Genomic DNA, 12,763 nt, shown 5'->3' with positions numbered 1-12,763 from the left:
GTATAGGTTAATTATGTATAGCCAACTTGCCAAAATTCTGATTGCTGTTGGCGGGCTGTTGCTGCTGGCTGGCCTGCTCTTACTCTTTTTTGACCGCCTGCCTTTTGGCGGCCGCCTGCCGGGTGATATCGTAGTGAAGAAAAAGAACTTTACCTTTTACTTCCCGCTGGCTACCAGCATCCTCATCAGCATTATCCTAAGCCTGGTGCTCTGGTTTATTAGTCGTTTTCGTTAAAGAGTTCTTTTAGCAGCTGTACCACCGCTTCGGGCTTTTCGGCATGCACCCAGTGGCCTGCGCCCTGTATGGTTTCGATGCGTGCCTTCGGGAAATGCTGCCTGATGGCAGTATGATCCTGGCTTTGAATATAGTCTGACTGACTGCCGGAAATGAAGAGGGTAGGTTTTTCGTACCGGGCATTTTCGGGCAGTGGTTCCCCCACATTTTCAATCTGCTCCCTGATAACTGGCAGGTTGTGCTTCCATTCAAAGCCTCCGCTGTCGGTGCGGGTTAAATTCTTGAGCAAAAACTGGCGGGTGCTTATGTCTTTTATATAGGCGGCCATGGCTTTATCGGCATCACCACGGCTTTTTAGCTGGGCCAGGTCTATTTCAGAATAAGCTTTAAGAATAGTCTGGTGGTGTACGGGGTAGTATTTTGGTGCGATGTCTACCACTGCCAGTTTCTGAACGCGCTCGGGAGCGTTAACAGCAAAAGTCATGGCAGCCTTTCCACCCATGGAGTGGCCCACAAACAGCGCACTCTCCAGGCCAAGTGCATCCAGCAGTTCGTTTAGATCCGCGGCCATAGCAGTATAGCTGAAATCATCGCTGTGTGGCGATTGGCCATGGTTACGGGCATCGGGCAAAATCACGCGGTACTCCTCTTCCAGTAGCCTGGCCACAGAAAGCCAGTTGTCGCCCGCTCCAAAAAGCCCGTGCAAGATTATGATTGCTTGTCCCTGCCCTGTTTCTCTATAGTAAAGTTTCATGCCTGATCGTGTGGAGAATTAAAAAGTGGTAAATCAGAATTTGTAAAGGTTTATTGAATAAGGTTTCTGGAGGCGAAAGGTTTTGTACTTTGGGTTTAGACCAATTTGTGGAGCTTACAGAGTAGTTGGATATGGCGCACCCCGGACTGAAGTCCGGGACTAAATAAGCCTGCCTCTACATAAGCTAAGCTGGGTAATTATTTTACTACTGCTCATAATTAGCCCCGGACTTTAGTCCGGGGTGCATGATATAGATTACAAATACTTTTGGGTCTGTAGTACTTGGACACAGCATAAATATTGCCCAAAGACCTGCAGTTTATGTGCAATGATGTATGCTCTCCTCAAACAGCACACCTTAGCGCTCCTCCAGCTGCCGCAGGTACATCTGTATGGTATTCTCCAGGCCAAAGTAGAGGGCATCACTGATGAGGGCATGCCCAATGGAAACTTCGTCCATATAGGGGATGGCCTGTTTCAGGAAAGCAAGGTTGTCGAGGTCAAGGTCGTGGCCGGCATTAATGCCCAGGCCCAGCGCTTTTGCCCTGTACGCGGCATTGGTGTAGGGCTTAACAGCTTCGTGTCGGTCTTTGTGGTAGCCAACAGCATAGGCTTCGGTATAGAGCTCTATGCGGTCAGTGCCGCATTGGGCAGCGCCTTCCACCATATCTTCGTCCGGATCAACAAAGATGGAGGTACGTACACCCCAGCCCTTAAGGGTTTTAAGTATATCCTGTAAAAATGCTTTGTTTTTGATGGTATCCCAGCCGGCATTAGAGGTAATGGCTGTGGGCGGATCAGGCACCAGGGTAGCCTGTGCCGGCCGTACCTGCTCAATGATATCCATGTAGCGCTGGTCGGGATAGCCCTCTATGTTGAATTCAGTGGTTACCACCTTTTGCAGTGCCAATACATCGCTGCGGCGTATGTGCCTTTCATCGGGGCGGGGGTGAACGGTAATGCCCTGTGCGCCGAAACGTTCGCAATCCAGCGCTACCTGTACTACATCCGGACGGTTACCACCCCGGGAGTTGCGTAAGGTGGCTATTTTGTTGATATTAACGCTAAGCTTTGTCATAAGCAGGTTTATTGAAGGTTAGCACTTTCTGCATGTGCCAGAAATCCCTAACTTTGTTGCGAAAATACGGTATTTTACGTTTAAACTGAATTTTTATGTCACTGAAGCTTCAGATAGAAGATGATATCAAAACAGCCATGCGCGCCAAAGATAAAGATGAGCTGCGTGCGCTGCGTGCTATCAAATCCCTGATTTTACTGGCCGAAACAGAAAAAGGCCATGATGGGGAAATGATGCCGGAAACCGAGCTGAAGATACTTACAAAAGCGGCTAACCAGCGCAGGGAAGCCCTTGAGATTTACAGGCAGCAGGGGCGCGACGATCTGGCCGAAAAAGAAGAAGCCGAGCTAAAGGTTGTGGAGCGTTACCTGCCCAAGCAGCTTACCGAAGATGAAATGCGCGCCGAGCTGCAAAAGATTATTCAGCAAACAGGTGCTAGCGGTGCCAAAGACATGGGCAAGGTAATGGGTTCTGCCAGTAAATCGCTGGCCGGCCGTGCCGAAGGCAAAACCATTGCCGACATGGTAAAAAGCCTCCTAAACCAAATGGGCTAATATTTGAACGCATTAGATGTAGTTATTTTACTCCTGCTGATCTGGGGTACCTTTAGCGGGTTTAGGAAAGGGCTCCTGCTCGAGATTATTGGTATTGTTGCATTTGTAATAGGCATTGTGGTAGGCCTTAAGATGCTGCAGTGGAGCATCGACTGGTTATCTGGCTATGTTGATATAAATGAGAGCCTGCTGCCTTACATTGCCTTTTTTGTGCTGTTTGTTTTGGTGGTGGTAGGCATTAACCTTATTGGCAATATAGCCAGCAAGGCACTTCACCTTACCTTTTTAGGTGTGGTAGATAGTCTGCTGGGCGCAGTTGCGGGTCTGTTAAAATGGGCGCTGGGCATCAGTGTGCTATTTTGGGTGGCATCAACAATGGAACTGAACCGGCCAGGGGGCTTGTTAACCCAATCCTGGTTTTACGATTTGCTTGCTCCCCTGGCGCCAGCATTTTTCGATCTCATCGGGCAGGCGCTGCCTGCAGCACGCCGTTTCTTTAACCCATCATAAAAGCTATGGTGCTGTTGCTCGATAATTTCGATTCCTTTACCTGGAACCTGGCCGACTATATACACCGGCTAGGGGTTGCCTGTGAGGTGGTGCAGAACGATCAGCCACTGGCAAAAATCCAGAGAATTCCCTACCAGGCTATTATCTTATCTCCAGGACCGCAAACACCTGCCAAGGCTGGTTGTTTAATGGATATTATTGCATACAACTACCAGCGTGTACCCATTTTAGGGGTATGCCTGGGGCACCAGGCGTTAGGAGAATTTTTCGGGGCTCGTTTACATAAGGCACAGCGGCCAATGCACGGAAAATTATCGCAGATTTTCTGCAAGCCAGATTATCTTTTTGATGGTTTGCCCAGCCAGCTGCAGGTAGTGCGCTACCATTCGCTGCTGTTAAAGGAGCTGCCGGCATGCCTGGAACCTATTGCAGAAACGGCCGAGAGCGAACTGATGGCCTTACGCCATACCTCACTTCCGATAAGAGGGGTACAGTTTCATCCGGAGGCTATCCTGACAGAAAGCGGGTTGGCATTGTTAAAAAATTGGCTTAGTTTTAATAAAATTGCAGGCCATCAGTAGTGGCCATAAGCAAACTAAATACTCATGAAGTTACGCATTAGAGAAGAAGGAGATTTTCAGTACATCGATGAAGGGCAGGGCAAGGTGCTGTTGCTGTTACATGGGCTTTTTGGTGCTCTAAGTAACTGGGAAGGTGTAGTGAATCGCTTTAGTTCTGAATACAGGGTGGTAATACCCATGCTTCCTATATATGAAATGCCACTGCGCCAGGCCGATCTGGAAGGTTTGCAACGCCATTTGCAGGCGTTTGTAAAGCATTTTCAACTTAATCGTATGACCATCATGGGCAACTCCCTGGGTGGTCATATCGCACTGCTCTATACGCTGGCCAATCCGGAGAAAGTAGAGCGCCTGGTACTTACCGGGAGTTCCGGCCTTTTTGAAAACGGAATGGGCGGTTCCTACCCCAAGCGTGGCAGCTATGAGTACATAAAGGAAAGGGTTGAATACACTTTCTATGATCCAAAGGTAGCCACCAAAGAATACATTGATGAGGTGTTTGAAACCACGAAGAGCATTCCTAAATGTATGCGCATTGTGGCCATAGCCAAATCGGCACAACGACATAATCTGGCTCAGGATTTACCAAAAATACAAGTACCTACGTTATTAGTCTGGGGGCTTAACGATACTATTACACCACCCATGGTTGCGCATGAGTTTAACCGCCTGATACCAAATTCAACACTGCGGTTTATCGACAAATGCTGCCATGCGCCTATGATGGAACACCCCGAGAAGTTTAACCAGATTTTAAGTGAATATTTAAAGACTACTAACGCTGCACTTGCATGATAGCAACCGAACTGATCAATCCTGTAATACCCTCGCTACATCCCTCAGATCTGGCAGAAAAAGCCTTGCACTGGATGGAAGAGCTGCGCGTTAACCAGCTGCCAGTGGTTGAGAATGGCATATATGCAGGCTTAATCAGGGATGAGGCAGTGCTAGAGGCCGCTCAGCAAAAAAAGCAGGTTGGCAGCTTTCCGCTTGTCGATAAGAATTGCTTTGTATATGAAAATCAGCACTTTTATGATATCATAAAAGCTGCTGCAGAGTTTGGCGTACAAACTGTTGCCGTGCTGGATGGTGAGGGCCTTTACCAGGGGGTAATTACCCTGGAAGATACCATTGCAGCCTTTGCCCAGACAGCCGCGGTACAGAGCCCGGGGGCCATCATGATTCTTTCGCTTAACCAGGTAGATTACTCTATGGCCGAAATAGGCAGGCTCATTGAGTCAGATGGAGGAAAAATACTTTGCAGCAGTATCAGCACAGATCTGCACGACCCCAGCCGCATTAAGCTTACATTAAAGATCAATAAAAAAGATATATCCCGAATCATTGCTACGCTTGAGCGTTTTGGCTACCGGATCATTGCTACTTTTCAGGAAACAGAGGTGATGTCTAACGACAAAGACCGGCTCGACATGCTTATCCGTTTCCTGGAGATTTAAATCAAAACTTTTTCTTGATGAAGATTGCCCTGCACGCAAAAGCTGTGAATCCTGATAGTGTGTTTTACATACAGCAGGTGTTTGATGAGCTTTCTGCCCGCGGGGCAGAGCTGTACATCTCCAAGCCCCTTCAGAAAAACCTCTCTAAATTTGAGCACAGTCTTCCGGAAGCCCGTATGTTTTCCAGGAACGATTCGCTGGAGGGGATGGACTTTATCTTTAGCCTGGGTGGTGATGGTACCCTGCTGGATACGGTTACCTATGTAGGTGACCTGGGGATTCCCATTGTGGGTATTAATACAGGCAGGCTGGGCTTTTTAGCCACCATGCCCAAAGACAGGATCAGGGAGGTGGTGGATGCGCTTTACAATAACTACTTCAGCCACGAGTACAGAACTCTTATTCACCTGGATGCCGACCAGGATTTATTTGAAGGAAGAAACTTTGGCCTGAACGATTTTACGATACTGAAAAAAGATACTTCTTCTATGATTGTAGTACATACATACATAGATGGAGAATTTTTAAATTCTTACTGGGCAGATGGACTGATTGTAGCAACTCCTACAGGTTCAACAGGTTATTCTTTGAGCTGTGGTGGTCCATTGGTATTGCCGCAGTCAAATAATTTTGTGGTTACCCCTGTAAGCCCGCACAACCTCTATGTACGGCCAATGGTTGTATCCGATAACAGTGTAATTTCTTTTGAGATCGAAGGCAGAAGCAACCACTTTCTGGTGTCCCTTGATTCCCGTTCCCGAACAGTAGATGCTGGCATACAAATGGCAGTAAGAAAGGAGAAATTTCGCGCAAAGCTGGTAAAACTTACAGGTTACAATTTCTTCGATACCCTCCGGCAAAAGTTAAACTGGGGTTTAGATAATCGTAATTGATTTGTTTTTATGGAACTTTTTATAGTTTTGTATTGGCCTAACTTCTTTTAGCGTTTGGTCTGGTATTCAATGTTGTCTATGAAGAAGCTTTACACATACCTGCTCGTTTTAACCTTTTTTACCCTGGTAGCGGAGGATGCACTGGCTCAGCGAAGTATTGGGCAGTACAGGGGTAATTTAAGGGCTTTTAATAAGAACAGGCGCTATTGGATGGTTGGGGGCAGCATCAATGCGATGAACTACTTTGGTGACCTTGCACCTAAAAACAGAATTGCCAGTACCGATATTTCCTTTACCCGCCCCGGTATTGGCATTACGGCAGAGCGCAAATTAGGTACATGGTATAGCTTTCGGGGTAGCTTTATGTGGGGCCGCCTGAAAGGCGACGATGCCACCTCTGAGCTCGGAAGTCCAGAAGCTGCACGTCATGTAAGGAACCTGCACTTTCGTAACGACATCAAAGAGTTGTCCGCAATGATGGTGTTTGACCTGAAAGCACACTCCAGAACTTTTATCACCCGTCCGGAATTCGTACCATACCTGTTTGCGGGTATTGCTGTATTTCATCATAACCCATGGGCACGTGTGCCAGAGTTTGATTATGTGCACTATGATGTTACAAACCCAAGCCAGATCCAGGATAATGATGAAAGGTATGGTGGAGTGTCGCCAGATGAATGGGTAGAATTAAAGCCCCTGCGAACAGAGGATAAAAATTACAGTAATTTTGCCTTTGCCATACCAGTGGGAGCAGGAGTTCGTTATAAAGTGAATCGTTACTGGAATTTAGCATTTGAAATATCTTATCGCCAAACATTTACTGATTATGTAGATGATGTAAGCAATCTTTACAGAGATCCAGAAAGCTTTGGTGAGGGACCTCAGGCCAATTTAGCTAGAATAATGGCATATAGAAGTAATGAGCTAGATGTTAGCGAAATTTTATCATACGATAGATTTCGATTTCTTGGCTCGGAAGATTCTGCTCATCCTTGGAGTAATCCATTAAATCCACAACATGATATTTATCAACGTTTTGCGGGGTATGGGTTAGAAGATCCAGTTAACATACGCGGAAAAGATGATAAAGACGTTTATCTTGTAACGAGTATTTCTTTAACTTACATCCTCGGAACCAACTTACGTAATGCTAAATTCAGGTAACAGCACAGGCACCAGCATAATTACAGGGGGAAAACTCACTCGGGTTTTTCCTTTTTTTATGGCTTTCTTACTTTGCGCTTCAGTTGGCCAGGCTCAGATTCATGAAGTGGGGATATCTTTGGGGGCCAGCAATTATGTGGGCGACCTGGTGCAAAACTATTCCTTCAGGAACCACAGGCCTGCCGGTTCTATTTTTTACCGCTACAACCTGAATAACTACATGAGCCTTAGGGGCAATGTAATGGTGGGCAAACTGGTTGGCAGTGATGAGCGCCCCTACGATGCTTTTGCAAATGCACGCAACAGGGGGCAGTTCAATAACTGGGTTAATGAACTGTCGGTTCTGTTTGAATACAACTTCTATGATTTTAAGTTTTTTGATGACAGGCAGCTTCCCTGGACTCCATATTTTGTGGGAGGGATAGGAATGATGCTGCAGCATGGTTATGATAGCTATCGCCCATCAGATCCTGTTCGTGCATATTCCCATTCAATTAAGACAGCAGAATTTAAAAATTATCAGCCGGTTATTCCGGTGGGTTTTGGGGTGGAGTATCATATAAATCCTGCCTGGACACTTGGTATTGAATGGATGGCCCGCAAAACTTTTTTTGATTACCTGGATAATACCGGAGAAGTGCCCCCTACAGTGGGAGGTGCTGCTCCTCGTAAAAGCTACCAGTACGGAAACCCAAACCACAACGACTGGTATTTTACTACAGGCATCACGCTAAGCTATACCTTCTGGACTATTCCATGTCCATATCATTTCAATCCTAAAAAGTATCTGTAAGAAATTAATATAAATTTATATACTGTTGCCGCTAAAGGGGTAATTTTCATTACCTTTGCAAATTGATTTTACCGGACAGTTGGGATGAAAGAAAGACTTGATCTGCATAATTTACCCCGCCACATTGCCGTTATAATGGATGGGAATGGAAGGTGGGCCAAACGACAGGGAGCAGCCCGGGTGTTTGGCCATCGGAATGCGATACAGGCTGTACGCGAAACCACCGAAGGCTGTGCAGAGATAGGAGTACAATACCTAACGCTTTATGCCTTCTCTACAGAAAACTGGAACAGGCCTAAAGCAGAAGTGAATGCCCTTATGGAGCTTTTAGTATCTACCATCAGAAAAGAAGTAGGTACACTACAAAAGAACAATGTAAAGCTAAACCATATCGGTAATCTGGATGATTTGCCCGGTAGCTGTCAGAAACAGTTGCATGAAGCAATCAGCCAAACGCAGCATAACACTGGCCTTACGCTTACACTAGCACTTAGCTATAGTGGCCGCTGGGAAATTATGCAGGCTGCCCGCAACCTGATGAAAGCGGTTCAGGAAGGTAAAATGGCGCCAGAGGCGCTTACTCAGGAACTATTTGAACAGCAGTTATGTACGCATCCCATACCAGACCCGGAATTATTGATACGCACCAGTGGTGAAATGCGCATTAGTAATTTTCTGCTGTGGCAGCTGGCATATACCGAGCTCTACATTACGGAAGTGCTATGGCCAGACTTTCGGAGAGAACATCTGTATGAGGCTATTTTGTCCTATCAGCAGCGAGAAAGACGTTTTGGTAAAACAAGTGAACAAATTAACCTGAGTAAACAGGGATGATAAGGATCTTTTTATTGTGCCTAGGGCTGGCAACATTGCCCATATTAGCTGATGCCCAGGTTGGTCTGCGGCGTTCAGGCCGCACACAATCAGGCGTTGAGTTAAATTACGCGAACCCCCAGGAGTACGAAATCGCAGAAATTACCGTAACAGGGGTAGAAACCCTGAATGCAGATGCATTGGTATCTCTTACTGGCCTGCGGGCTGGCGACCGTATCAGAATACCGGGCGATGCCATTACCAGTGCCATCAATAAGCTTTGGGAACAGGGCATTATTGGCGATGTTGGTGTATATATCTCTAAGATAGAAGGCGATAAAGTGTGGCTGGAAATAGGGCTCACAGAACGCCCCCGCCTTACCAGCTATGAGGTTGAAGGAGTAAACCGGAGCCAGGCTGATGATATCAAGGAACAGGTAAAGCTTATCCGGGGCAGGGTGGTAACCGACGCCCTCATTAAAAATACTGAACTAAGTGTAAGAAAGTACTTTGTTGACAAAGGCTATCTTAATGCTTCTGTAAAAATAATTCCGGAAAAAGAAAAAAACCTGGCCAACAGTGTTAAGCTGCGTGTGCTGGTAACAAGAGGTAAAAAGCAGCGAATTGACCAGATCAATTTTGTAGGCAACGAAAGCCTGGCAGACTCCCGCCTGAAGGCCAGGATGAAGAATACAAAGGAGAAACCACGCGTTACCCTTTTCAAAGATCTTTTCAGCAGAATCATTAATTTCCGCCCATCAGATGTTGCTGAGTTCTTCTCCAACACAAGAGAAATAGAAACACAGGATGTTAAAGATTACCTGGCTACGCATGTTAAGCCAAACTTCTTTAGCAGCTCTAAATTTGTACGCGATGAGTTTGAGGAAGATAAAGATGCAGTTATTGCATTCTATAACTCCAAAGGCTATCGTGATGCCAGGATAGTAGGAGATTCGCTCTACCACTCTCCTAAGGAAAACATGCTGGTACTTAACATAGATGTAGAAGAAGGCCGTAAATACTATTTCCGCGAAATAGACTGGTCTGGCAACTATGTACACAGCGACAGCGCCCTGGCACGTGTGCTGGCAATTAACAAAGGCGATGTGTACGACATGGAGCTTATCCAGAAAAAGCTCAACTACAATCCAAACGGCCTGGACATCAGTTCGCTTTACATGGACAATGGCTACCTCTTTTTCAGCATCAAACCTGTTGAAGTAAGAGTGGAAGGCGATTCCATTGATGTGGAGATGCGTGTACAGGAAGGTCCGCAGGCTACTATCAAAAGGATTATCATCAATGGCAACGAACGGACGAAAGATCATGTGATTTTACGTGAAGTACGTACCCTGCCTGGTGATAAATTCAGCCGTACCGATGTAATCCGTACCCAGCGTGAAATTCTGGCGCTTGGTTATTTCGATCAGGAAAGCTTCGGCATCAATCCTATACCAAACCCTGCAGATGGTACTGTAGATATTGAGTATACCGTACAGGAGCGTCCAAGCGACCAGATAGAAATGTCTGCAGGCTGGGGTGGCCGCAGTGCAGGCGGTTATGGTGGCTTTATTGGTACACTTGGTCTGGTGTTCAATAACTTCTCCATTCAGAATATCTTTAAACCAAGCACCTGGGATCCATTGCCGGTAGGAGATGGCCAAACGCTGGCCCTAAGAGCACAGGCAAGCGGCCGTCGTTTCCAGAGCTACTCGTTCACTTTCTCTGAGCCATGGTTGGGTGGTAAAAAGCCTAACTCATTTAGTGTAAACCTTAGCCACTCTATTCAGCGCTACTACGGATCAGGAGCTAACCTGTTTACCTTTGGTGAGCAGTCTGGTCACCTGCGGGTAACGAATGTTTCAGTAGGACTTGGCCGCCGTGCTAAATGGCCTGACGACTTCTTCCAGATCAGGAACTCCCTTTCTTACCAGATATACAATATATATACCCGGCTAGATGAAGAAGGACAGCCTGCAGCTGGATATAGCCTGGGGCAGGATATAGGAATTCTGAATGGTAATGCTAATAACATCACCTTCAACACCACCCTTGCGCGTAATAGTGTGAGTGCACCAATCTATCCCTTGAGCGGCTCATCCTACACGCTTTCGGCAAGCTTTACGCCGCCTTATTCCTTGTTTAATGACAGGAATTACAGTACAGATGTGGCTGATGAAGATCGTTATAAATGGGTTGAATACCACAAGTATATGTTCGATGCCGAGCTGTACACGCCGGTAATTGGCAAGCTGGTAATCAATACCAAAGCAAATATGGGCTTTATCGGCTCCTATGGCAGCGGAAATCCTATCAGCCCGTTTGAGCGCTTTGTGGTGGGTGGTGATGGTCTTTCGGGCCAGTCGAGCGGATATCTGCTTGGTCGTGACATCATTGGCCTCAGAGGTTATGAGAATAACTCGATCATGCCAACAAATGCACAGGGTACCAGAATTGGAGGTATTATCTATAATAAGTTTGCCCTGCAGCTTCGTTACCCGATATCACTGCAGCCTTCTGCTACCATTTATATACAGGCGTTTGCCGAGGCGGGTAATAACTGGGGCAGCTATGCCGAATACAATCCATTCAAGCTTTACCGCTCTGCCGGTATAGGTGCCAGGATTTTCATGCCTGCCTTTGGCCTGATTGGTGTAGACTGGGGCTATGGCTTCGACCAGGTACCTGGCAACGCTGGAGCCAGCGGACCTCAGTTCCACTTTACAATTGGACAGCAATTACGCTAGTTGAATGAACAGGAAAATTTATTTTCTACTTTTTTTCATTTTTTTGGCCGTGCCGAACGTGTTTGGCCAGAAATTTGGTTATGTAGATACGCAATACATCCTGAACAAGATGCCGGAGTATAAAGAGGCACAGCAGGAGATACAAAAGGTATCCCTGGGTTGGCAGGATGAGATAAAGGATAAGCAAAAGGAAATAGAAGCACTTTACAGTGCCCTTAAAACCGAAGAGGTTTTGCTTACCGATGCCATGAAGCAGGAAAGGCTCACTGATATAAAAAAGAGAGAACAAACCTTAAAAGATTACCAGACCAAGGTGTTTGGTTACGAAGGCATGTTTTTTCTGAAGCAGAAAGAGCTTTTACAGCCGGTGCAGGAAAAAGTTTTTGATGCTGTTGAAAAGGTAGCTGTAAAGCAAAAACTGCAGGTTGTTTTTGATAAATCAGGAGAACTGGTAATAATTTACACAAATCCTGTCCATGATTATACAGACTATGTGCTGGAAGAGCTTGGATTAGGTGATAAAGAAGACACAATCAAATAAAAACCAAATACGCGATAGCATGAAAAACAAATTTGTATTAGCTCTTTTGGCGCTGCTGCTCACAGGATTCGGTGCCATGGCACAAACGGCAGCTACACCAAAACCGACTAAAATAGGATATGCCAGCGTTAACTATATTCTGAGCCAGATGCCCGAATATAAGCAGATAGAAAAGCAACTGGTTGAGTATGAAAAACAACTAACCACTCAGCTGCAGACTCAATACCAGGAGTTCCAGCAGAAGATGGAAGCATACAACAAAACAGGCCAGACACTTCTGCCAGAAATTCGCCAGCAGAAAGAAACAGAATTGCGTGAGCTGCAGGGCAAAATTGAGCAAAGCCAGCGCGATGCCCAAAGCCTGATCCAGAAAAAAGAATCTGATCTGTTAGCGCCAGCTTATGATAAAATTCAGAATAATATTGATGTGGTTGCCAAAGAAAACAACTATAGCCACGTTCTGAACTCTGAAGTAGCAGGTGTACCAACACTGCTGTTTGTAGCTGACGAAAGCCAGGATATTTCTAATCTTGTGCTGAAAAAAATGGGAGTAACTCCTAAAGAAGCAGCTAACGCACAAAAATAATTATTAGAATCTTTCTAGTTTAACCCCGGCTTTTTGTCCGGGGTTTTTTATTTTGCA

The 12,763-nt window shown here is 46.0% G+C and carries 15 protein-coding genes; 13 read left to right on the top strand and 2 right to left on the bottom strand.

Annotated elements, in window-relative coordinates; genetic code table 11:
* Positions 1-13: 13 nt before the first annotated feature.
* Entirely contained in the window at positions 14-235 is a 222-nt protein-coding gene (locus tag KWJ01_RS24530) for a DUF2905 domain-containing protein (protein WP_224999776.1), read from the top strand.
* On the opposite strand, the gene KWJ01_RS24525 is transcribed toward KWJ01_RS24530, so the two are convergent.
* A complete protein-coding gene (locus tag KWJ01_RS24525; RefSeq protein ID WP_224999775.1) occupies positions 219-989 on the bottom strand; it encodes an alpha/beta fold hydrolase in 771 nt (256 codons plus the stop codon). The genes KWJ01_RS24530 and KWJ01_RS24525 overlap by 17 nt on opposite strands.
* 358 nt (positions 990-1,347) lie before the next feature.
* Complete coding sequence (locus tag KWJ01_RS24520) at positions 1,348-2,067, bottom strand: pyridoxine 5'-phosphate synthase (RefSeq protein ID WP_224999774.1); 720 nt, start codon at positions 2,065-2,067, stop codon at positions 1,348-1,350.
* A 95-nt stretch (positions 2,068-2,162) separates the two neighbouring features.
* Here KWJ01_RS24520 and KWJ01_RS24515 point away from each other — a divergent pair, with 95 nt between their 5' ends.
* The 12 genes from KWJ01_RS24515 (at position 2,163) to KWJ01_RS24460 (ending at position 12,706) form a co-directional block, all read left to right on the top strand.
* Positions 2,163-2,621 carry a GatB/YqeY domain-containing protein gene (locus tag KWJ01_RS24515; protein ID WP_224999773.1) on the top strand — a complete coding sequence of 153 codons (459 nt, stop codon included), beginning with the start codon at positions 2,163-2,165 and terminating at the stop codon, positions 2,619-2,621.
* A 3-nt stretch (positions 2,622-2,624) separates the two neighbouring features.
* The gene (locus tag KWJ01_RS24510; protein ID WP_224999772.1) at positions 2,625-3,131 is read left to right on the top strand and encodes a CvpA family protein; all 507 of its coding nucleotides are present in this window, start codon (positions 2,625-2,627) and stop codon (positions 3,129-3,131) included.
* Between the two features lie 5 nt (positions 3,132-3,136).
* Complete coding sequence (locus KWJ01_RS24505; protein ID WP_224999771.1) at positions 3,137-3,712, top strand: aminodeoxychorismate/anthranilate synthase component II; 576 nt, start codon at positions 3,137-3,139, stop codon at positions 3,710-3,712.
* A gap of 24 nt (positions 3,713-3,736) precedes the next feature.
* The gene (locus KWJ01_RS24500; RefSeq protein ID WP_224999770.1) at positions 3,737-4,507 is read left to right on the top strand and encodes an alpha/beta fold hydrolase; all 771 of its coding nucleotides are present in this window, start codon (positions 3,737-3,739) and stop codon (positions 4,505-4,507) included.
* A complete protein-coding gene (locus KWJ01_RS24495) occupies positions 4,504-5,169 on the top strand; it encodes a CBS domain-containing protein (RefSeq protein ID WP_224999769.1) in 666 nt (221 codons plus the stop codon). Before KWJ01_RS24500 ends, KWJ01_RS24495 begins: the two co-directional genes overlap by 4 nt.
* Before the next feature lie 17 nt (positions 5,170-5,186).
* A complete protein-coding gene (locus KWJ01_RS24490; protein WP_225000359.1) occupies positions 5,187-6,062 on the top strand; it encodes an NAD kinase in 876 nt (291 codons plus the stop codon).
* A gap of 78 nt (positions 6,063-6,140) precedes the next feature.
* The gene (locus KWJ01_RS24485) at positions 6,141-7,226 is read left to right on the top strand and encodes a DUF6089 family protein (protein ID WP_224999768.1); all 1,086 of its coding nucleotides are present in this window, start codon (positions 6,141-6,143) and stop codon (positions 7,224-7,226) included.
* A gap of 58 nt (positions 7,227-7,284) precedes the next feature.
* Positions 7,285-8,019 (top strand): DUF6089 family protein, encoded by a 735-nt coding sequence (locus KWJ01_RS24480; protein ID WP_255651205.1) that lies wholly within the window; start codon positions 7,285-7,287, stop codon positions 8,017-8,019.
* 84 nt (positions 8,020-8,103) lie between these two features.
* The gene (locus KWJ01_RS24475) at positions 8,104-8,853 is read left to right on the top strand and encodes an isoprenyl transferase (protein WP_224999766.1); all 750 of its coding nucleotides are present in this window, start codon (positions 8,104-8,106) and stop codon (positions 8,851-8,853) included.
* Entirely contained in the window at positions 8,850-11,579 is a 2,730-nt protein-coding gene (locus tag KWJ01_RS24470) for an outer membrane protein assembly factor (RefSeq protein WP_224999765.1), read from the top strand. The genes KWJ01_RS24475 and KWJ01_RS24470 overlap by 4 nt, the downstream gene beginning before the upstream one ends.
* Positions 11,580-11,628: 49 nt before the next feature.
* Positions 11,629-12,120 (top strand): OmpH family outer membrane protein, encoded by a 492-nt coding sequence (locus KWJ01_RS24465; RefSeq protein WP_370634797.1) that lies wholly within the window; start codon positions 11,629-11,631, stop codon positions 12,118-12,120.
* 19 nt (positions 12,121-12,139) lie between these two features.
* Entirely contained in the window at positions 12,140-12,706 is a 567-nt protein-coding gene (locus KWJ01_RS24460; RefSeq protein ID WP_224999763.1) for an OmpH family outer membrane protein, read from the top strand.
* Positions 12,707-12,763 lie beyond the last annotated feature (57 nt).

This window comes from Cesiribacter sp. SM1 (genome assembly GCF_020178975.1).
Taxonomy (GTDB): domain Bacteria; phylum Bacteroidota; class Bacteroidia; order Cytophagales; family Cyclobacteriaceae; genus Cesiribacter.
This window is presented reverse-complemented; position numbering and strand designations above follow the sequence as displayed.